Genomic DNA, 20533 nt, shown 5'->3' on the forward strand with positions numbered 1-20533 from the left:
AATAAATTCGGGTTAGCATAATCTAATAACTGTATTTTTTAAAAAAGAGGAGTTTACGTAATGCGATGCCCGAATTGTAATGGCAAGGATATCGGCAAAATAGGTGCTCAGAATTATTATTGCTGGACCTGTTTTATTGAAATGACAGTGGATGATGAGAAATTAACAATTCATCAGGTTGAAGCAGATGGATCATTAAGTTCGCTAAATGATCTATTTTCTGAGGATGAAAGAAAATTAGAGTGGTAAACCTTAGCAGCAGAATAAACGAAATTGTACTAAGGGGAGAACCGCTATGTTCAATAAAAAAGCATTAAACTTTTTATATTGGGTTATTGCTGGTATTTTTGTATTTTTATTTATATATTTACTTGTAAAACTGTTCCCATTGTATGGAACTGTTTTTTCATTTCTCTGGAGTCTGTTTTCCCCTTTTATTGTTGCATGCTTGATTGCATATTTACTATATCCTGTAATCAATAAAATAAACAGCTGGAAAATTCCTAGAGGATTAGCTATATTGTTTATTTATTTATTATTTTTTGGCGGATTAGCTTATTTAATTTACCGTGTTTATCCCATGTTAATCATCCAGCTGAACGATTTTAATGAACAGCTTCCACAGTTTATTGCAATGTATGAAGAACTGATTTATCAGCTGTATGAATATACGTCTTTTTTGCCTGAAGCAGTGCATGACAAGATTGACCAATTGATAATCAGTGTGGAGAATAAAACCGATGAACTAATTGGAAAGATATTGGGCGGTTTTACAAAGATATTTGATATGATAGTAATTCTTACAGTTATCCCCGTTTTGGTTTTTTATTTTCTTAAGGATTACACCAAAATAAAGGATTACGTCAAAAAATTCATTCCGCAAAAATATAAAAAACAGTGCAGTCAGATGCTGCATGCAATTGATGAAAATTTAGGCAATTATATACGCGGACAATTATTCGTGTGTTTTTTTGTAAGTATTACAACATTGATTATATTTCATTTGTTTAACATCAAATATGCCCTGCTGCTGGCGATAATTATTGGGATTACTAATATCATCCCATATTTTGGTCCGATAATTGGTGCAGTTCCGGCTGTGGCTATCACTTTAACCATGTCGGGAAAGCTTGTTATTGTTGTAGTAATCTCTATTTTTATAATCCAATTAATTGAGAGTAATTTACTCTCCCCCTATATTGTGGGAAAGAGCATTAATATTCATCCGATTGCTATTATATTTGCCCTTTTGCTTGGGGGAAAGCTATTCGGAGTAGCCGGTATGATTCTGGCTGTTCCACTGCTGACCATACTTCGGGTAATAATGAAACATGTAATGGTATTGCGGCCATATAATTGACATTAACGCAGAAGTTTTCTATAATATCGCTAAGTAAATAAAATGATAAAAACACGTTGAAGGTTATGAGTACATGAAATTCGATTTCAAGAGAGGGATTTCCAGAGGCTGGAAGAAATCCTAAATCAGAACCATGGAAAGCTAAGCTGGAGTACGGTTAATTCCCGTCGGTCTCACACCGTTAACATGATCCAAGTGATGGATAATTTTAAATTATTCATAATAAGGGTGGTACCGCGAAAATATCTCGTCCCTGCATAAGCAGAGAGGGGATTTTTTTATTTTTCGGAAGTAAAAAGGAGGATATATATGAAACAATTATCATCTGCAGAAGTAAGACAAATGTTTATTGATTTTTTTAAGGAAAAAGGACATCGGATAGAACCCAGTGCATCTCTTGTACCAAAGGACGACCCCACATTATTGTGGATAAACAGTGGTGTGGCGACATTAAAAAAATACTTTGATGGAAGGGTGATCCCGGAAAACCCGCGGATTGTGAATGCGCAAAAATCAATTCGGACCAATGATATTGAAAACGTTGGATTTACTGCAAGACATCACACTTTCTTTGAAATGCTTGGGAACTTTTCCATTGGCGATTATTTTAAAAAAGAGGCAATTGAATGGGGATGGGAATTCTTAACAAGTGAAAAATGGATCGGGTTTGATGAAGAATTATTGTCTGTTACCGTCCATCCCGAAGATGATGAAGCATATGATATCTGGCTGAATGATATAAAAGTTCCAAAGGAAAGAATTATTCGTCTGGAGGAAAACTTCTGGGATATTGGTGAAGGGCCAAGTGGACCAAATACTGAAATTTTCTATGATCGCGGCGAGAAATATGGAAATGATCCAAACAATCCTGAGCTCTATCCGGGTGGAGAAAATGAACGTTATCTGGAGATATGGAACCTTGTATTTTCCCAATTCAACCATAATCCAGATGATACGTATACTCCGCTGCCTAAAAAGAACATCGATACTGGAATGGGACTTGAAAGAATGGTGTCCGTAATACAGAATGTACCTACCAATTTTGAAACAGATTTATTCATGCCAATTATTCATAAAACAGAAGAATTAGCAGATGCAGCTTACGGAAAAAACAGGATAAGCGATACAGCCTTTAAAGTAATTGCAGACCATATTAGAACAGTGAGCTTTGCAATCGGAGATGGGGCAGTTCCTTCCAATGAGGGCAGAGGATATGTACTGAGACGGCTGCTGAGAAGGGCAGTTCGCTTCGCTAAGGAAATCGGTATTGAAAAACCTTTTATGTACGAGCTGGTTGAAACCGTTGGGGAAATTATGAAGGATTTTTATCCGGAAGTGCTGAAACAAAAAGAGTTCATAGAAAATATTGTTAAAGTCGAAGAAGAACGTTTCCATGAAACACTGAATGATGGACTGGACATTTTGTCTTCTATTATGGAAAAAGAGAAAAGTAAAAAAAATACGGTCTTCCCTGGTGAAGAGGTGTTTCGCTTATACGATACGTACGGTTTTCCAAAAGAATTAACAGAAGAGTATGTTCAGCAGCAAGGCTTTACTATTGATGAAGCTGGATTTAACCGGGAGATGGAAAAACAGCGTGAGCGGGCAAGAAATGCAAGGCAAAAGGTCGATTCAATGCACGTACAGGATAGTATTTTAGGTGATTTAAATGTCAACAGTGAGTTCAGGGGCTATGATACTCTGCAAACAGATACTGTCATAGAAGCAATAATAAATGGAAAAGAGGAAACAGATACAGCCGAAACAGGCAGTGATGTATTCATTTTCCTGAAAGAAACGCCTTTTTATGCTGAAAGCGGTGGTCAGGTGGCGGACCATGGCTGGATTTATACAGATAATGCTTCTGCCTATGTAGAGGATGTGCAAAAATCACCAAAGGGAGATAACGTTCACCGTGTCCGAGTAAAGGATGGAGAACTTCGAAAGGGTGATAAAGTAAAAGCAATCATTGATTCAGAGTTACGGACGTTTATAATCAAAAACCATACAGCAACTCATTTATTGCATCAGGCTTTAAAAGACGTATTGGGAGATCATGTCAATCAGGCAGGATCACTCGTTACACCTGACCGATTGAGATTTGACTTTTCTCATTTCAGTGCAGTTACGAAAGAAGAGCTGCAAAAAATTGAAGAGATTGTAAATGAAAAGATCTGGTCAGCAATCTCACTTGTAATTAATAATAAAAAATTAGAAGAAGCCAAACAAATGGGAGCAATGGCACTATTCGGCGAGAAGTATGGAGATGTTGTCCGTGTTGTTCAAATTGGTGATTACAGCATTGAGTTATGCGGTGGATGTCATGTTGCAAATACGTCAGAAATTGGTTTATTCAAAATCGTTTCAGAAACGGGAATCGGTGCGGGAACACGAAGAGTTGAAGCTGTTACAAGTAAACAGGCATATCAGTTTTTAACGGATAAGGTTTCTTTGCTCAAGGACAGTGCAGCACTTGTTAAGGCAAGTGAGGAGAAGCTGCCTGAGCGGATCGAAGGTTTGTTTCAGGAAATAAAAGTATTACAGAAAGAAAATGAATCATTAAGCACCAAATTATCCAATGTCGAAGCTTCATCCATTTTAGATCAGGTGAAGACAATCAATAATATTCAGCTATTGGCACAAAAGGTAAATGTGAAGGATATGAATCAATTAAGAAATATGGTTGATGACCTGAAACAAAAGCTTGGTTCGGGAATATTATTACTGGCCGCAGAGAACAATGGGAAGGTATTGCTTGCAGCTGGAGTTTCAAAAGATTTAAATGAACAAGGACTTCACGCGGGTAAATTAATTAAGTCAGCTGCTGCTGTATGCGGTGGTGGCGGTGGAGGTCGTCCGGACATGGCTCAGGCCGGCGGAAAAGATCCGCAGAAAATAGATGCGGCTCTCGAGACAGCTGTGGACTATGTTAATGAAAACACAAAATAATAAACTGTCTTGTACCCAAATATAATAAAAAGATATAATTAATAATCGAAACATGTTAAAATATGGGCAGAAGCTAAAAATATGAAGGGTTAAGTAGAATATTGCGTAAAATATTTCTACACAGTAATTCTGAGAATGAGGTGTCACTATGAGTTCAATTGATAAAACAATGAAATTTAATTTTTCGGAGGAACCATTCGACCAGGATATAAAAGAAATCCTGTTTACAGTGCATGGAGCACTGAAAGAAAAAGGATACAATCCGATTAATCAGATTGTGGGTTATTTGTTATCTGGTGACCCTGCGTACATTCCAAGATACAAAGATGCGCGTAATTTAATCCGAAAGATAGAACGTGATGAGGTCATTGAAGAACTCGTGAAATTTTATCTGGAACAGCAAAAGGATAAGTAAATGAAAATCATGGGACTGGATGTTGGCTCTAAAACAATTGGAGTGGCAGTAAGTGATGAATTGGGATGGACTGCCCAAGGACTTACAACAATCAAATGGAGTGAAGATGATATTCATTCTGCTGATGACGAATTAAAGATAATAATCGAGCAGCATCATGTCGATAAAGTTGTTGTAGGTCTTCCCAAAAACATGAATGGTACCATTGGAGAAAGAGGTATAGCATCCGAAAACTATGCGAAACATATAGAAAGCAAATTTAATATCCCAACAGTATTATGGGATGAAAGATTGACAACGGTTGCTGCGGAACGAATACTTCTGGAAGCTGACATGAGCAGAAAAAAAAGAAAAAAAGTAATTGATAAAATGGCAGCAGTTATGATTCTTCAAGGATTTCTCGACCAAAAATAAAGGGGTGAAACAATGGCTTTGGAAGAAAAAGAGCGAATAATAATTCCAGATGAAAATGGTGAAGAACATTTATTTGAGGTATTGTTTACATTTGATGTAGATGAGACAAAACAATCCTATATTGCAGTAATACCGGTGGAACAAGCAGAAGATGAAGAAGTTGAAGTATATGCTTTTCGCTATGAAGAAAAAGATGAAGATGACAACGATTTATCACTTTTTCCTATTGAATCGGATGAAGAGTGGGAAATAGTCGAAGAGATGCTCCATACATTAGCAGATGAAGAGAATGAAGAATAATTCTGGTGTTTGATGATAAGAGCTGATGTCAATCTTAGACATCAGCTCTTTTGATTTTTCCTCCATTATATTTCATAATGGAATATCCTGTAGAATTTTAGTATAATATACCGGATGAGAGGGGGATACGGAATGTCCAAAAAGAAAAGTAAATTTAAGGACAACCTCATTGCTCGAAATGAAGAAGCAAGTACTGTAAGAAAAATTGTTTCTATAATTGTTATTTCTCTGATTCTTATCTTGGTTATTGGTGGGATTTCGGGTTATATGTATGTTAAATCAGCATTAGAGCCTGTTGAGCCGGGCAGTGATGAAAATATAAATGTAGAAATTCCAATAGGATCATCTACGTCTGCTATCGCTTCATTATTAGAGGAAAATGGAATTATAAAAGACAGTCGTGTTTTTCGTTTTTACATAAAGTTTAAAAATGAATCCGGCTTCCAGGCAGGGGAATATACTTTCTCACCTGCGATGAAAATTGATGAAATTATCGAATCACTTAAAAGTGGAATTGTTATGGCTGATCCAACGTATACGATAACCATCCCCGAAGGAAAAACGATCGAAGAGATGGCTGCCATTTATGCAGGGAAATTAGGCTTTACAGAAGATGAATTTCTTGAAAAGGTAAATGACAGGGCTTATGTTGAACAATTAATAGACGCATATCCAAATATCTTATCGGACGAGATCTTGGACCCTGAAATTAAATACCCGCTTGAGGGCTACCTATTTGCAGCAACGTATAATTTTTATGAAGAAGAACCAACGGTAGAATCTGTGATTATGGAGATGCTGAATAAATCTCAGGCAGTTATATCACCCTTTATCGATGAGATAGCGGCAAGGGATTTTACAGTCCATGAAGCAGTTACGTTTGCTTCACTCGTTGAAAAAGAGTCAGGTTCCCAGGAACAGCGTCAACAAATTGCTGGTGTATTTTATAATCGATTGGACGAGCCTATGAAATTACAGACAGATCCAACCGTTGCATATGCATTAGGTGAACATCTGGCAAAAACAACACTGGACGATTTGGAAGTTGAATCACCATATAACACTTACTATGTAGATGGTTTGCCAATCGGTCCGATAGCTAACTTTGCCGAAAGCTCGTTAGAAGCTGTTATTAATCCGGAAGAATCGGATAATTTATATTTTTTACATGATGGTGACGGAAACATATATTATGCAGAAACACATGACGAGCACCTGATAAATAAAGAAGAGCATATTAATTAAATTTAAAGGAAGTGTGAAATCATTTTTTCACATTTCCAATTTTTATACGTAATACAGGCTCTTTTCATAAGCTTTGTTGCATTTTAAACTACACATTTGATGGAAACTGCGAACTACTTGAAATGATGGTTGGGCGACCGCTGCGGAAATACACTTCGCTTTCCGCGGGCTCGCGATGAGCCTCCTCGGTCGCAAAGAACGCTCCCTGTGGGGTCTCATCGTCTTCGCTTTCCCGCAGGACAAGGAAAGCTACGGAAGCAATGCATCGCACGCAGAAAATCGATCTGTATTTTCAAGGAGTCTCAGTGTATTTCCTTCGCTAGTATTCAGGTTACTACCGATGAACTGTATTATCATTAAATATACAAACATCAAACCACTAACCAGTTCGGGTGAGCGAAGGGCGGTGACTCCTCGAAAAAGAAAAACACTTTTTCTTCGTGCGATGTCACGCTGACGTAGCCTTCCTTGTTCTGCGGAAATAGCACGAGTCCAGACCTGAGCAGAGTAGTTTTCTCGAGGAGGCTGAGGCCGTGCCCTAAGGATGCGCATCCGCCCGGAGCGATTCCGAACGGCGATTTTAGCAGATGCTAAGTAGGTCGCAGTTTATAGATTTTGAGTCAATAACAATCACAATTTTTTAGAAGACAGCCTAATACAAAAACGAGGTTTTTGCATGGATGAACAAATAATAAATTATTTACAGCAAACATTGCCAGAAAAGAAAGCGTGGGTAATGGAACTGGAGAATCAAGCCAAGAGGGACAATGTTCCAATAATGGATCCAGTCAGTATGAACTTCACTATGCAGCTGATAAGACTGAAGAAACCAAAAAAAATATTGGAAATTGGTACGGCGATAGGTTATTCCGCATTACGAATGCTGGAGGCTTATCCTGACGCATCCATTACTACAATAGAGAAGGATGAAGGACGCTATCACCAAGCAATTGATAATATAAATAAACAAAATAAAGAAGAGAATATTACAGTTATACTCGGGGATGCATTAGAAAAGATAAGTGATTTAGCAAAGAATGAAGAAGTTTTTGATTTTATTTTCATTGATGCAGCAAAAGGACAGTATAAACGATTTTTCGAACTGGCTAGTCCCCTTTTAGATCATAATGGCTTAATTCTCTCTGATAATGTATTATTTAGAGGGCATGTAGCCGTACCGGATAATGCTCATCCAAGACATAAAAAAATGGTGGAAAAAATTCGGCAGTACAATGAATTACTTGTGCAACATCCTGATTTCACAACATCCATTGTGCCAATTGGTGATGGTATTGCCATTAGCCTTAAAAACAGTTGAAAGGGGCATTAATTTTAATGAAAAACAAACCAGTCGTTATTGGTGTTGCTGGTGGAAGCGGCAGCGGGAAAACATCTGTAACCCGTTCCATATGCAAACGCTTTTCGGATAAAACAATTCTTGTCATTGAACAGGATTATTATTATAAGGATCAGAGCCACCTTCCTTTAGAGGAAAGGTTAAATACAAATTATGATCATCCATTGGCATTTGACAATGATCTGCTGATTGAGCATCTCCACACTTTAATGGATCACCAGTCCATTGAGAAGCCTGTATATGATTATAAAATTCATACCCGTTCTGATGAAACAGTTTTAGTTGAACCCAAGGAAGTAATCATTCTTGAAGGAATTCTTATATTGGAAGATCCTAGGTTAGTTGATCTGATGGATATTAAGGTATTTGTGGATACCGATGCTGATTTAAGGATTATCCGCCGCCTGCTAAGGGATTTAAAAGAGCGGGGGAGAACATTGGATTCTGTAATTGATCAATATTTGAGCAATGTCAGACCATCCCATTTACAATTTATCGAACCGACAAAACGTTATGCAGATATTATAATTCCTGAAGGTGGTCAGAATCATGTAGCTATTGATATAATGGCTACCAAAATAGAAACGATTTTGTCGAAAAACAGAAATAAATAATTATCCGTTACGTATTGAAAATTTAAATATATTCTGCCATAGTAATGTTTAGTATATTTATTATGTATAGTTATATAAGCAAGTGCAATAAATTGCTTTTTCGTATTTGGAAGATATAAAAAGGAGTGTTTTTATAATGGCAATAGAGAAAAGTTATTACATGACGCAAGAGGGGAAACAGAAAATAGAAGAGGAACTGCATTATTTAAAAACGGAAAGAAGGCAGGAAGTTGTTGAACGAATAAAAGTAGCCCGGGATTTTGGGGATCTGTCTGAGAACTCTGAGTATGATGCTGCCAAAGATGAGCAAGCGTTTGTTGAATCGCGAATTGCACAGGTTGAGAAAATGATACGCAATGCAGTCATTATTGAAAGTGACAATGATAATCCAGATCTTGTGTCCTTAGGTAAATCGGTAACATTTAAAGAATTGCCTGATGGAGAAGAAGAAACCTACACAATTGTTGGGAGTGCAGAAGCGGATCCATTTGAAGGAAAAATATCAAATGATTCTCCAATGGCAAGAAGTCTTATCGGCCAGGAGATTGGTGCAGAGGTTTCTGTAGTTACCCCAGGTGGAGATATACAAGTTAAAATTGTTAATGTAGAGTAAAAGCTAATAGAGGCTTGCCGATATCACCGGCAAGCCTCTATTTTAATTATCAAATGTGAATTCCTGCTTGTTCCGCGTCGAAAGATGGAAATATTCATTTTCAATCTTATGAAGTTTCCAGGCAGACTCCTTTTCATCATAGAGGAGAGTCAGCCCTTTTGATGCTGTGTACTGCTGTTTCTCCTCGTCCCTCAGGAGCCAGCTTAAATTGCCGAATGCATGCCCCTCAGGCTCATGTAGAATATAGTGTACTCTCAGTGTTATGGTATATCCCTTGAGATTCTCATCATATTCAGGAAAGGTTATTTTTGAGTTATCATATTCCGCTTTTACTAATCTGCCTTCATAGGGGGAATCCCAGTCGCTTGTGAACTCCAGGTGTTCCTCCAGGTCTTTTTTAATATTATCTGTTGCTCCCTCATGTAAAACCGATGTATCCCGTTTTGTAAGAGAATCAATATAAGAGATGAAGATTTCATTCAGGCGTTCCATCAAAGCGATTTTTTCAACTTCCTGGAATACATCAATATCATCAAATTCAACACTTCCTGAACTGACCGTTTTTTCCTCGCTTTTTATGCTCCCCCATGGAAATTCTTTATGTATTTGAACAGTATCAGAAGAATCCTCGGGGAATTTTCCTATTAAGTTATCTCCCTCATTTATGATAATATCTGTTTCTTCGCCGTTGACTAATAACCGATATTCATCATAATCAGATTCAATAGTGACCTCTGTCAGTGGAAGTCCAATTTCATGCCTAATGGTATCCTCTCCGGTTTCAAACGCATTAATCTCATCCTCTGTTTCTGTATTTGTATAGCTATTTTGATAGCTTGCACCAACTACATGGGTCCCAGGCATATATGGACCGAATGTCTCTTCATAATTTTCTCCCGAAGAAGAAGCAACGTTTTCGCCATTTATAGATAAGTCGATTCCATCATTCTGAGTAAACAATGTTATATAAATGGGAACGACCTCCAGTTTATATTCATCGAAAAACAGCCATTTCTTTTCTCCTTTTTTCAGGTTCAGAGTTCCATGATTACCCTGTGTACCCTGGGCGGTTCCATAAGCATTTAAATAACCCCCCTGATCATTGAGCTTCCCTAACAGATTTTTAAAGATATCAGGGTTGTCTGATAAAAATTCAATGAGATTTGCTGCGCTCTGGGCATTAATAGATAATGACTCATCGGAAGAAGTCAGCAAGCTATGTATTTCATCAGGATTATTATTTTTAACTGCTTGTTCAAAAGTCTCAATAGTATTTTCTGGAGTAAACCTGGCCTTTCCCACAAAATAAAAAGTAATTGCTCCTGCTAATAAAAGGATGATTGCACCGGTCAGTGCGATTACTTTTTTTCCTGGTTTCTTTTTAGCAGGAAAATGTCTTTGGGACGATAATTGAGCTCCGCATTCAGAACAAAATTGATTCTGTTTCTTATTTTCCTTGCCGCAATTTGAACATTTCATAGATTGCACCCCTTATTATTTCATCTTTTTAATCGTAACACAGGAATAACATAAAAAAATGCAACTAATATACTGTTTAAATTATTTTTAAATGGGTATTTATTAATTATCTGCAATAAACATCCAAACTTTAGGGGGGGTTATTTAGAAAGAGAAAAGTGATTAAAAACCAATAGATAAAAGCTTTCGAGACCTTGTTGAAGAAATTGATCAATATTACAATTCTGTTACAAAAATGTAAATTTTCATCCGGATTAAACAATTAATAGGAATAAAGAACCGAACAATAAGAATCATCAATGGAGTTTTAACATAATTTCAATTTTTCAAGGAATTAAAGAACATGTATATTATTGATGAAAATATTAAAAAATGATAAATATCACATTAAAACACATACTTTTTTAAATGAATATTAAAAAAGATATGGATTTAGTTATTGAAAACTATGCATAGGTTATATTTGTCTCGAATTCAAGATAAAAATCCGTATATATATAGGAAAAAATGACTGTTTTTGTGTTTTTAGCTTTTATTTTGTGACATTTTTAGTAATATTTATAGGAGATTATATTCTTAAGAAGATATTTGGTGGTGTATAAATGAAAAAAATCCGTATTGTGATTGCAGACAACAATTTGAGCTATTTGGAATCATTATCATCCTATATGCGCTCATCAAATGAAACATCCAGATTTATAGTTACATATTTTTCGGATAAGGAAAAGCTAAAGTCATATATGAGCGAAGAGGCTAATATTGATATTTTATTGATAAACCCTCAAATGTATAGCGATGATCTAATCCTGAAGCCTCAAATAACTGTCATATTGCTTGAAGATGATTTATTCGCTGCTGGAAATAAATCGTATGAAGCAGTATACAGATATCAGCGGTTGAACCAGCTGGTTTCCAGTGTCCTTTCTATTTACTATGAACGGAATGAGACTGCGGGGAAATTACTGGCGAGAAGTAAACAAACGAAAGTTCTATCAGTGTATTCACCTGTTGGAGGGTCAGGAAAAACTACAGTTGCAGTCAATTTATCCAAGCAGCTGGCGTTAAATAATTCAAAAGTATTTTATTTGAATCTTGAAGTTTTTAATTCAACAAAATTATATTTCACATCACCTGAAGACGATCCATCTCTGCAAATCTTTTATTATGTGAAGGCGGAATCCAAACAGCTCCTTTCAAAAATAGAAGGATTAAAGAAATACGATCCATATTCCATGGTTGATTACTTTGATTTGGAAATCAGCGGAGATGAGATGCTTGAAATGAATGAACAGAACGTGAAAACCCTGATTGACGGTATAGTCGGGACTGGAGTTTATGATTATGTGATTGTTGATTTGGATAGTTCATTGGCCGAAAGGAACATTGCCGTTCTTAAAGACTGTGATCAAGTGATTTGGAATATTTCAAATGATGTGCAGAGTTTATTGAAGACAAAAGCTTTTTTCGAAGAAGAGGAAAAACTGGTTGGTAAAGAAAATATTGTGAAGGATAAATTAATTGTTATTATTAACAAATATGCAGGTACAATGACCGGGCACATGGAGGAATTTGGGATTACAGTTGATGGCTATCTGCCATTCATACCTAACTGGTCGTCAGTCCAGTCCAGTACAGAAATACTTGGGAATGAAATCTTCAATCAGGAAATTCAAGCTATCATTCATGAAAAAATCAAGAATGAGATGGAGGGAGCTGCCACTGTTGGAGAATGAACAGGTGATAAAAGATTTAATTATGCAGTTGCGTGAAACATTGGATTTAATGCATTCGATTAAAAATGATGAATTAAGAGAATATGTTGAAGCGGCAGTTTTTGATTATGCAAAAGAGCATAAAATCAATTCAAGTGAAATTAAATATCTGGTTGAACGAATATTTAATGCTTTTAGAGGATACGATGTGCTGCAGCCTTTAATCGATGATAAGACGATTACCGAGATTATGATTAATAATCATAAGGAAGTCTTCATTGAAAAAAATGGCGTCACCTCTCAGGTCAATATTCAATTTGAGAGTGAACAGAAGCTTGAAGATATAATACAGGCAATTGTGTCCAGGGTTGACAGAGTAGTAAATGAATCTTCACCGATAGTCGATGCGAGACTGCAGGATGGTTCAAGGGTAAACGTAGTTCTTCCGCCGATTGCTTTAAAGGGGCCTGTCATGACCATTCGTAAATTCCCGGATAAGCCTCTTATGATAGAAGATTTGATTAAATTCGATTCACTTACACAGGATGCAGCAGACTTCTTACATAAACTGGTTGTCTCAAAATATAACATTTTCATCGGCGGCGGAACCGGATCCGGAAAAACAACCTTCCTGAATGTTTTAAGTAATTTTATCCCAATGGATGAGCGTATTATAACAATCGAAGATTCGGCTGAATTGCAAATTAAAAGTGTACCTAACCTTGTTAGTCTGGAGACGCGGAATGCTAACACAGAAGGAAAAGGGGAAATCTCAATCCGGGATTTGATCAGGTCTTCTCTGCGTATGAGACCTGACAGAATAATTGTTGGAGAGGTTCGCGGCGCTGAAGCATTAGACATGCTGCAGGCGATGAATACCGGCCACGACGGTTCACTTTCCACCGGACATGCCAACTCAACAAAAGATATGCTTAGCAGGCTGGAAACAATGGTATTAAATGGTGCGAATTTGCCAGTAGAAGTAATTAGAAAGCAAATAAGTTCCGCAATTGATATTATGATTCATTTGATGCGCTTACGTGATAACTCAAGAAAAGTAGTTGCCATAAGTGAAATTATTGGTGTTGAAGGCGGAGAAGTAATATTGAATCCATTGTATGAATTCATCGAAGATTACGAAGATGAGAATGGAAAAGTTGTCGGTTCTCTAAAAGCAACAGGGAATACTTTAACGAATAAATCAAAAGCACAGTTGGCAGGGGTATCTGTCGATAAAGAATCAGTTAGCGGGTGAAGAAATGACTGATATACTTTTAATCATAATTCTAATAGGATTAATTATTGGATATTTCATTGCTGTATCCAAAAGAAAAAAAAGAGAAGCGAACGGACTGGATACTTCAGGCAGATCTGAAGAAAACACAGAACTGGAATTGCTCAAAAAGAAACATTTTATGGAGAAAATGAAAGCAAAAGCAAACAAGGAAGTCAGAGGACATCTGGTTGACTATTCCGTCTATCATTTATCAGTTAAAGAATATCTTTTCTATGCATTTATTGCCTCTGTATTCTTTTTCTTCGTGGGATATTTGTTCTATGAAAGCATTATTGCAGCAGCAATTATAGGTGCGCTCGGATTTCTATATCCAAAGATACAAAAGAAGAAGCTACTTGAAAAACGCAAAGAAAAACTGAAATTGCAATTTAAAGAGGCAATTGCTTCTTTATCTTCTTCACTTGCGGCAGGCAGATCCATTGAAAACAGTTTTATTGAAGTAGTTGCAGATCTGTATCTGCTATACCCGGACCCAAACACATTGATTATTAAAGAATTTGAGGTAATAAATCGCAGAGTGGAAAATGGGGAAACAATAGAAAGTGCTATCCAAGATTTCAGTGATCGGTCAGATATTGAAGATGTCCAGAATTTTGCAGAGGTATTTATTACCTGTAAACGTACAGGCGGAAATCTTGTTGAAGTTATTCGCAGAACATCAGATATTATAAGTGAAAAAATTGATATTCAACAGGATGTTGCTGTAATGGTTTCGCAAAAGAAATTTGAATCAAAAATAATGAGTGTTGCTCCATTGGCAATGATTTTGTTATTAAAATATACCGCAGAAGATTACTTGGCACCGATGTATGAATGGAGCAACAATGGCCCGATAATTATGACTGTTTGTTTGGGATTACTTGTATTTGCTTATTGGATTGGACAGCGAATTATGGATATTAAGGTGTGATGCAGGTGATTGTATATGGGATTGTTACGTTATTGATAATTTGTGTTTATTTTGTTTTATCCATAAAAGTCGGCTCACGGTATGAAGTAGTGATAGCTGAATACAAGGATCGCTATCCATTGATGTTTATGGCATCAGTATCCTTATATATCATAGATGGCTTAAAGATAATGGAACGGCTATATGGGCAAATTTCTAAAATACAGCAAAAAATGATCAGCTTGTATGGCAACAGAACAGCGCTTCAGCATACGAGAATGTATGTTGCACAGCTGATTTCAACTGCATTGGTCTGCCTGCTGGGAACGTTTTTATTCACACTTCTTTCAGAAGGAGACCCTACGATTCTGGTTGTTGGCTTATTATTTACCTTTATGGTTCCTTATGCCATGATCAGCAGACTTGCAACACAGGAGAAAGAACGAAAGGATAAAATACTTACAGAGCTGCCAGAGGTTGTAAACAAAATCATTTTGCTTGTAAATGCTGGTGAGACAGTTCAGCAGGCGCTTATACGCTGTGTAACGACAACAAATGATCCCAATTCCCCATTAATCAGGGAATTGTCCGAAACTGTTAATAAAATGGCGAGTAATGAGCCTTTTCACCAGGTATTAAATGATTTAAGCAAAAAATGCGGTGTGCAGGAAATATCCATCTTTACAACTACTATTCTATTAAACTACAGAAAAGGTGGAAATGACCTGATACTGGCATTGCGCGAACTGTCACATGAATTATGGGAAAAACGGAAAAATATTTCAAAAACAAAAGGGGAAGAAGCATCTTCCAAACTGGTTTTTCCACTAATCTTCATATTTGTGGCTGTAATGATTATTGTTGGATACCCCGCAATTACTATTATGTAGTTGGGATATTATAAGTTTATTAAAATTAGGAGGAATTATAATGGAGAAAATTAAAAATTCAGTTAAACAATTCTGGAATGACGAGGAAGGAATGCAAACACTTGAAATCATGCTGATAATTGCTGTAATTGTAGTAATTGCGCTTATGTTCAGAGAAGAAATAATGGGATGGATTGAGAGTCTGCTTCAGTTTGGCGGAGATGAGATAAACAAATTTGAAAGTAACGGGTGATAGGACCAGTAAATTCATAGAGTAAGTAAAGTAAACCTGTTTTAAAATGAGCTTTGAAAGGACTTGTATTATGAAGTTCGTGGAAGATTGTTTCCAAAAATTAAGAAAAAGTGAACGCGGGAATTTTACTATTGAAGCTTCTCTCATTTTTCCGATACTATTAATGCTCACTTTATGTCTCGTCTTTCTGAGTTTGGTCATTTATCAAAAATCAGCACTGCATTACAGTGCTAACTCTGTGGCTGAACGTCTTGCATTCATTTGGGATAACAGCTATAAAGACATCAGTGATGGAAGCTTTGATAAATACACTACTTTTGATGGTGGAGACGGATTGTATTGGCGGGTAACAGATAACCAGTTTTTATCCCAATTTGGAATCAGCATTTTTTCAGGCAGTTCTGCCAGTGTTCCGATTGGATCAGGTGGCGGAGGAGGTTTGCCGCAAAAGAAACTTTCCCGAGCCTCATCAGGAGTACTGCCGGCGGGGGCAACAGGTACAGTGGAATATGAGAATGGTCTGGCTGGAAGCAATATAAAAGTTACATTGACCAGTCCATTGAATTTACCTTCTTCCGTATTGAATTTATTTGGCATCAGCGAAATTAAGGCAGAAGTCAGTCATGCCGTAGTAGAACCAACTGAATTTATCAGGACAACAGATTTAGTAATTTATGCAATTGAATCTATAAAGGATTATTCACAATATATTACTCAGTTCATGAATAGACGGAGATAAAGGAGGGTAATTTTTTGAAACGGAAATTAAATACAGCATTTCGTAAATTCATAGTAAAAGAAAATGGTGCTGTATCCATTTATGTAATCATAGTTGCCCTCTTATTATTTTTTTTCAATGCGGTACTTATCGATTATGTCCGTATCATGGTTGCTGAATATCAGGTTGATCAAGCGTCCAAAGCGGCAATACGATCCACTTTTTCGTCCTTTAATAAAGATGTCCAGAATAAAGGGTTATTCGTTTTAAATAAAGGAGCTGAATCACCTGATCAGATTTTTGAGGATGTATTTGAAGAGAACCTCACTGTTGATGAAAGCGGCTATTACAAATTTGTGGATACCAAAATGGAAAGTACGTCATTTAACGCAAACGAAAATCGCACATTTTCCAATACTGAACTTGTAAAACATCAAATTCTTGAAGAAATGAAATACAAGGCGCCAATCGAATTCGGAAAAATAATAATTGACGGTATTTTGCCGTATACCTGTACAATGCAAGAAGCAGAAGTCTTTGTGGATGTTGCAAAAGAAGTGGATGATCTAGTCCAGGACAGAGACGATTACATGGAAAAAGCTAAAGAGCATTTATTAAACGCAAGAAACAGCCTGAAGTCGGTTGATGGGGAAGTGAACAATAATTCCTCATCCGTTTATCCCGATGTTAAAAATTTAGAAGATGCAAAGAAACATTTCAGTGAATATGAAGATGATCCTAAAACCGAATTTGAGAGGGATTTAAAAAATATATTCATTGATATCCGAAACGATGGGAATGCTGCAAAGCGGGAACTGACAAGAGCGATTCAAGATTTAAAAAAAGCAAAAAAAATCAATGGTAATATTGAAGATAAAATTGCTGAAGTGGAAGAGGAAGTAAATGAAAAATATGATAATCTTTCAAATAACGATTGCAGCGACCAGGCACTTTCAGACGTGGAGGGCCAATTAGATGATTTAACAGACCAGGTAAAAGAATATGTCATTGAAGACTCATTTTTCACGAATGCGATTTCGCGGACAGAAGATGCTGAAGATAACGTTGATAATGGTCGTGCACCCGGGAGCAGTTCATCTTTGGTGCCATATGTAAAATATCAGATAATCGACTTTGATGGGTTACTGGAAGAGCCGCAGAATGCTGCGATAAATCTATTGAAACAATATTTTAATACTGCTTATACTGACACAAAAGAAGCACATAACTATGCCGATGATAACTATGAAGAAACTGAAACAGGAGATTCGGGTGATAGCAGTTTTTCAGATGCTTTAGAAGCTTTAAATAAGATTAAAGATATTGTAAACAAAGGAATGGCATTGAATACTGATTTTGATACATACGAAAAACTGGAAAATCTTGTAGCTGATTATGGTGGTGCATCGGAAGACAGTGCCGGAGATCTGGATTTGGAAGATGCTGAACAAGGATCACAGGATGCTTTCGACATGATAGGCAGCCTGTTCAGCAATCTTGGAGATCTTGCAGCAGGAACTAGAGATCATGCTTATATCAATGAATATATACTGACGAGATTTGCATCAGATGATACCATGGGAGTATTTGAACCCGGAAGCTATCCGGATAGTTTTCTATTTATAAATAGAGAAGTTGAATATATATTATATGGATCCCACACACCTGGAGTGAATTATGGTTATGCATTGCTGGAATTGACAGCACTCCGCTTTGGATTGAATTTTATTTCAGCCTTTACCCAGCCAGAGGTTAAAGTAGTTCCCCACCCTTTACCAAAAGCTATAGCTGCCACTGTCTGGGCATTTAACAGAACAGTGAAGGATATTGGAAAATTGACCAGTGGAGAAGAAGTTCCCTTATTCCATATAAATAAAATGAGACCATTTATGACAGATTATAAGTTTTATTTACGATTATTCCTGTTTATGCATCCAGGAGATGATTCACGAATTAACCGTATCCAGTCAGTAGTGGATGAAAAAACAAGTGAAGATCTGCTAGATGCTCCTATTTATGCTACTGGGACAACAGAAGCATCGATTGATTTGTGGTTCTTACCTGGAATAATGGATATGCTTGGAACAACAGGTGTCTTAGATGGTAAAGTTCAGAATGGAAGATATTACATTGAAAAAGAAGTGGATTATTCATACTAGGAGGAATATAAATGAAACGATTATTATTCAACCTGTTTATTGTTATGTTGTTAGCCGGTATTTTAGCTGCCTGCAGTGATGATCAGGATAATACAGATGAAGAGAATAACCAGGAAGAGCAGACTGAAGAGGAAACAAATACAGATGAAGAACAAGAAAGTGAATCTGATGAAGGAAATGCTTCTGATTCAGAAGAAGACAGTTCCGAAGAATCTGGGGATACTGGGTCAGCACCAGATGAAAAAGCTGAAGATCAGCTTAAATTGAGTATAGGCGATACTGGTACGATAACAAATAACTTTTCTAAACATGAAATCACACTAAATTCTGTGGAAATTAAAGAGGAAGCAGGCGGTGAGCCTAGTCAGCAGGGAAATTATGTGATTGTTGATTTAACGGTAAAGAATCTTGGTGAAGATGCACTCAGTGCTGATGATGCACTTGGAAGTACTGAATTGGCGACAGAACATGGTGATAGCGGCATGCCTTGGTTCTTTATCGAAGGAGTTGCTGAAGAATGGCCAGGCCAGATAGAATCTGGAGAATCACAATCTGGTGTACTATTATTCGACATTCAGAAAAGTGATAGTTATGCATTACAGACTGCGGTAGATTTAGATTCGCTGTCCAATCAGATTTCATTTATTTTTTCTGCAGATGAAGCAAAGTAATTGAAGAACAATACTATGCTTCGGAGATCTTGCCAGAATGTAAATCGCTCTACAAAAGAATTCTGGCAAGAAACTGCTGGAGGTGTTTACTATTCGTCTACGAAATGAAAACGGGAGCATTACGTTAGAAGCTGCAATGGTCTTGCCGGTTTTTATGTTATTTGTCGTATTCATGGCAACCATCATAAAAATTTCTGTTGCAGAGATTGCTTTGAATAAATCTGTCTCTGAGACAGCACAGGTGATTGCTACCCACGCATATCCAGTGACTATTTTAACAGAAGAAACAAGAAGTATTGCAAATGACAAACTTTCGGGATTAACAATTAACGAATTTAATATGGGTGATGTCGAAAAGTTAGTGGGGACTACTTTCCGTGCAGCATTTGATATTGATATTTCAGGATCAAATTATATTCAGCAATTAAGTTCAGGACTTGTGACTCCAATCATCCAGGGTAAATTTGCTGATAATGTGGACAATAGTTTTTTTGATGAGTCAAATGTTCGGGTAGAAGTTGACCTTCCTGGCTCGATCAATGGTTCTTCTGAATCTTATGTTGGAATTACTGCTGAATATGACATGGACATTGTCGTACCATTTGTTGATCATACAATTACAATTAAGAAAAAGGCCTATGAACGGCTGTGGGTGGGCGGATATTGATGAATAAAATGAGTCAGATTGGGTGAATGTATGTTACATATTTATGATTATTTATTATTTGTTATAATAATTATCGCTTTTATTTGGGATGTCAAATATAATAAAATCCCTAATTGGCTCACTGCAGGCAGTGTGCTTCTTGGATTGATCACCCATCTTATCAGTGGAGGAATTGACGGTATTTTGTTTTCTTTCTTCGGGTTGGCTGCAGGCGGTGGTATTTGCCTGCTTCTGTATGCCTTTAAGGCAATCGGTGCAGGAGATGTGAAATTATTTGCTGCTATTGGGGCATTTACTGGATTCGAAAATGTGCTGTACATTCTTATGCATTCAATCGTATTTGGAGGATTTATTGGTATCATTCTATTATTATTTACGAGGACTAAGTTACATATTATCATCAATAAACTTTTTGCTTATCTGAACAGAGTGATGGAAACTAACATAGGCATGATAGACAAGGAAGAAAAGATAGTTAACTTTCCCTTTATGTATGCTATTTTGCCTGCTGTTATAGTTTCCTATTATTATATATTATTTTAATCAATTCTC

21 protein-coding genes and 1 other annotated feature are annotated in these 20533 nt (G+C 36.7%); of the genes, 20 read left to right on the forward strand and 1 reads right to left on the reverse strand.

Annotation, left to right across the window (positions count from 1 at the left end; translation table 11 throughout):
• Positions 1–60: 60 nt before the first annotated feature.
• From CIL03_RS01635 to greA, 10 genes are all read left to right on the forward strand, one after another.
• Positions 61–249 carry a hypothetical protein gene (locus tag CIL03_RS01635; RefSeq protein WP_094883468.1) on the forward strand — a complete coding sequence of 63 codons (189 nt, stop codon included), beginning with the start codon at positions 61–63 and terminating at the stop codon, positions 247–249.
• Between the two features lie 46 nt (positions 250–295).
• Complete coding sequence (locus CIL03_RS01640) at positions 296–1360, forward strand: AI-2E family transporter (RefSeq protein ID WP_094883469.1); 1065 nt, start codon at positions 296–298, stop codon at positions 1358–1360.
• Positions 1361–1407: 47 nt separating this feature from the next.
• Positions 1408–1618 (forward strand) — a binding site (T-box leader).
• A 51-nt stretch (positions 1619–1669) separates the two neighbouring features.
• The gene (gene alaS / locus CIL03_RS01645; protein WP_094883470.1) at positions 1670–4309 is read left to right on the forward strand and encodes an alanine--tRNA ligase; all 2640 of its coding nucleotides are present in this window, start codon (positions 1670–1672) and stop codon (positions 4307–4309) included.
• A gap of 148 nt (positions 4310–4457) precedes the next feature.
• Positions 4458–4724 carry an IreB family regulatory phosphoprotein gene (locus tag CIL03_RS01650; RefSeq protein ID WP_094883471.1) on the forward strand — a complete coding sequence of 89 codons (267 nt, stop codon included), beginning with the start codon at positions 4458–4460 and terminating at the stop codon, positions 4722–4724.
• Positions 4725–5138 carry a Holliday junction resolvase RuvX gene (gene ruvX, locus CIL03_RS01655; protein ID WP_094883472.1) on the forward strand — a complete coding sequence of 138 codons (414 nt, stop codon included), beginning with the start codon at positions 4725–4727 and terminating at the stop codon, positions 5136–5138.
• A 12-nt stretch (positions 5139–5150) separates the two neighbouring features.
• A complete protein-coding gene (locus CIL03_RS01660; RefSeq protein ID WP_094883473.1) occupies positions 5151–5438 on the forward strand; it encodes a DUF1292 domain-containing protein in 288 nt (95 codons plus the stop codon).
• 132 nt (positions 5439–5570) lie between these two features.
• Positions 5571–6683 (forward strand): endolytic transglycosylase MltG, encoded by a 1113-nt coding sequence (gene mltG, locus CIL03_RS01665; protein ID WP_094883474.1) that lies wholly within the window; start codon positions 5571–5573, stop codon positions 6681–6683.
• Positions 6684–7359: 676 nt separating this feature from the next.
• Positions 7360–8001: an O-methyltransferase gene (locus tag CIL03_RS01670; RefSeq protein WP_094883475.1), complete on the forward strand. Its 642-nt coding sequence runs from the start codon at positions 7360–7362 to the stop codon at positions 7999–8001.
• A gap of 17 nt (positions 8002–8018) precedes the next feature.
• A complete protein-coding gene (udk, locus tag CIL03_RS01675; RefSeq protein WP_094883476.1) occupies positions 8019–8654 on the forward strand; it encodes a uridine kinase in 636 nt (211 codons plus the stop codon).
• Between the two features lie 136 nt (positions 8655–8790).
• Positions 8791–9267 carry a transcription elongation factor GreA gene (greA, locus tag CIL03_RS01680; RefSeq protein ID WP_094883477.1) on the forward strand — a complete coding sequence of 159 codons (477 nt, stop codon included), beginning with the start codon at positions 8791–8793 and terminating at the stop codon, positions 9265–9267.
• Positions 9268–9309: 42 nt separating this feature from the next.
• Here the strand turns inward: greA and CIL03_RS01685 are convergent, their stop codons facing one another.
• Positions 9310–10746, reverse strand: a complete 1437-nt coding sequence (locus tag CIL03_RS01685; RefSeq protein WP_094883478.1) for a zinc ribbon domain-containing protein — start codon at positions 10744–10746, stop codon at positions 9310–9312.
• A 602-nt stretch (positions 10747–11348) separates the two neighbouring features.
• On the opposite strand from CIL03_RS01685, the gene CIL03_RS01690 reads away from it, so the two are divergent.
• From CIL03_RS01690 to CIL03_RS01735, 10 genes are all read left to right on the forward strand, one after another.
• A complete protein-coding gene (locus CIL03_RS01690; protein WP_094883479.1) occupies positions 11349–12479 on the forward strand; it encodes an AAA family ATPase in 1131 nt (376 codons plus the stop codon).
• Positions 12469–13713, forward strand: a complete 1245-nt coding sequence (locus CIL03_RS01695; protein ID WP_240507978.1) for a TadA family conjugal transfer-associated ATPase — start codon at positions 12469–12471, stop codon at positions 13711–13713. Before CIL03_RS01690 ends, CIL03_RS01695 begins: the two co-directional genes overlap by 11 nt.
• 4 nt (positions 13714–13717) lie before the next feature.
• Complete coding sequence (locus CIL03_RS01700; RefSeq protein WP_094883480.1) at positions 13718–14665, forward strand: type II secretion system F family protein; 948 nt, start codon at positions 13718–13720, stop codon at positions 14663–14665.
• A gap of 5 nt (positions 14666–14670) precedes the next feature.
• A complete protein-coding gene (locus CIL03_RS01705; protein WP_165767877.1) occupies positions 14671–15534 on the forward strand; it encodes a type II secretion system F family protein in 864 nt (287 codons plus the stop codon).
• Between the two features lie 40 nt (positions 15535–15574).
• The gene (locus CIL03_RS01710) at positions 15575–15766 is read left to right on the forward strand and encodes a Flp1 family type IVb pilin (RefSeq protein WP_094883482.1); all 192 of its coding nucleotides are present in this window, start codon (positions 15575–15577) and stop codon (positions 15764–15766) included.
• A 70-nt stretch (positions 15767–15836) separates the two neighbouring features.
• The gene (locus CIL03_RS01715) at positions 15837–16505 is read left to right on the forward strand and encodes a TadE/TadG family type IV pilus assembly protein (RefSeq protein ID WP_165767878.1); all 669 of its coding nucleotides are present in this window, start codon (positions 15837–15839) and stop codon (positions 16503–16505) included.
• 14 nt (positions 16506–16519) lie between these two features.
• On the forward strand, positions 16520–18643 hold the full coding sequence (locus CIL03_RS01720; protein ID WP_094883484.1) for a DUF5702 domain-containing protein: 2124 nt from the start codon (positions 16520–16522) through the stop codon (positions 18641–18643).
• Between the two features lie 11 nt (positions 18644–18654).
• The gene (locus tag CIL03_RS01725) at positions 18655–19314 is read left to right on the forward strand and encodes a DUF4352 domain-containing protein (RefSeq protein WP_094883485.1); all 660 of its coding nucleotides are present in this window, start codon (positions 18655–18657) and stop codon (positions 19312–19314) included.
• Between the two features lie 82 nt (positions 19315–19396).
• On the forward strand, positions 19397–19981 hold the full coding sequence (locus tag CIL03_RS01730) for a TadE/TadG family type IV pilus assembly protein (RefSeq protein WP_133087806.1): 585 nt from the start codon (positions 19397–19399) through the stop codon (positions 19979–19981).
• 30 nt (positions 19982–20011) lie between these two features.
• A complete protein-coding gene (locus CIL03_RS01735) occupies positions 20012–20524 on the forward strand; it encodes an A24 family peptidase (RefSeq protein WP_094883487.1) in 513 nt (170 codons plus the stop codon).
• The last annotated feature ends 9 nt before the right edge of the window (positions 20525–20533 follow it).

It is taken from the genome of Virgibacillus indicus (genome assembly GCF_002266285.1).
GTDB classification, from domain to species: Bacteria; Bacillota; Bacilli; order Bacillales; family Amphibacillaceae; genus Virgibacillus_K; species Virgibacillus_K indicus.

Bases quoted from the DNA above. Each gene is read 5' to 3' on its own strand.
- CIL03_RS01725 (WP_094883485.1), top strand. From the start codon at position 18,655: ATGAAACGATTATTATTCAACCTGTTTATTGTTATGTTGTTAGCCGGT.
- udk (WP_094883476.1), top strand. From the start codon at position 8,019: ATGAAAAACAAACCAGTCGTTATTGGTGTTGCTGGTGGAAGCGGCAGC.
- CIL03_RS01635 (WP_094883468.1), top strand. From the start codon at position 61: ATGCGATGCCCGAATTGTAATGGCAAGGATATCGGCAAAATAGGTGCT.
- CIL03_RS01640 (WP_094883469.1), top strand. From the start codon at position 296: ATGTTCAATAAAAAAGCATTAAACTTTTTATATTGGGTTATTGCTGGT.
- CIL03_RS01685 (WP_094883478.1), bottom strand. From the start codon at position 10,746: ATGAAATGTTCAAATTGCGGCAAGGAAAATAAGAAACAGAATCAATTT.
- ruvX (WP_094883472.1), top strand. From the start codon at position 4,725: ATGAAAATCATGGGACTGGATGTTGGCTCTAAAACAATTGGAGTGGCA.
- CIL03_RS01650 (WP_094883471.1), top strand. From the start codon at position 4,458: ATGAGTTCAATTGATAAAACAATGAAATTTAATTTTTCGGAGGAACCA.
- CIL03_RS01670 (WP_094883475.1), top strand. From the start codon at position 7,360: ATGGATGAACAAATAATAAATTATTTACAGCAAACATTGCCAGAAAAG.
- greA (WP_094883477.1), top strand. From the start codon at position 8,791: ATGGCAATAGAGAAAAGTTATTACATGACGCAAGAGGGGAAACAGAAA.
- CIL03_RS01690 (WP_094883479.1), top strand. From the start codon at position 11,349: ATGAAAAAAATCCGTATTGTGATTGCAGACAACAATTTGAGCTATTTG.
- CIL03_RS01715 (WP_165767878.1), top strand. From the start codon at position 15,837: ATGAAGTTCGTGGAAGATTGTTTCCAAAAATTAAGAAAAAGTGAACGC.
- CIL03_RS01700 (WP_094883480.1), top strand. From the start codon at position 13,718: ATGACTGATATACTTTTAATCATAATTCTAATAGGATTAATTATTGGA.
- alaS (WP_094883470.1), top strand. From the start codon at position 1,670: ATGAAACAATTATCATCTGCAGAAGTAAGACAAATGTTTATTGATTTT.
- CIL03_RS01710 (WP_094883482.1), top strand. From the start codon at position 15,575: ATGGAGAAAATTAAAAATTCAGTTAAACAATTCTGGAATGACGAGGAA.
- CIL03_RS01660 (WP_094883473.1), top strand. From the start codon at position 5,151: ATGGCTTTGGAAGAAAAAGAGCGAATAATAATTCCAGATGAAAATGGT.
- mltG (WP_094883474.1), top strand. From the start codon at position 5,571: ATGTCCAAAAAGAAAAGTAAATTTAAGGACAACCTCATTGCTCGAAAT.
- CIL03_RS01735 (WP_094883487.1), top strand. From the start codon at position 20,012: ATGTTACATATTTATGATTATTTATTATTTGTTATAATAATTATCGCT.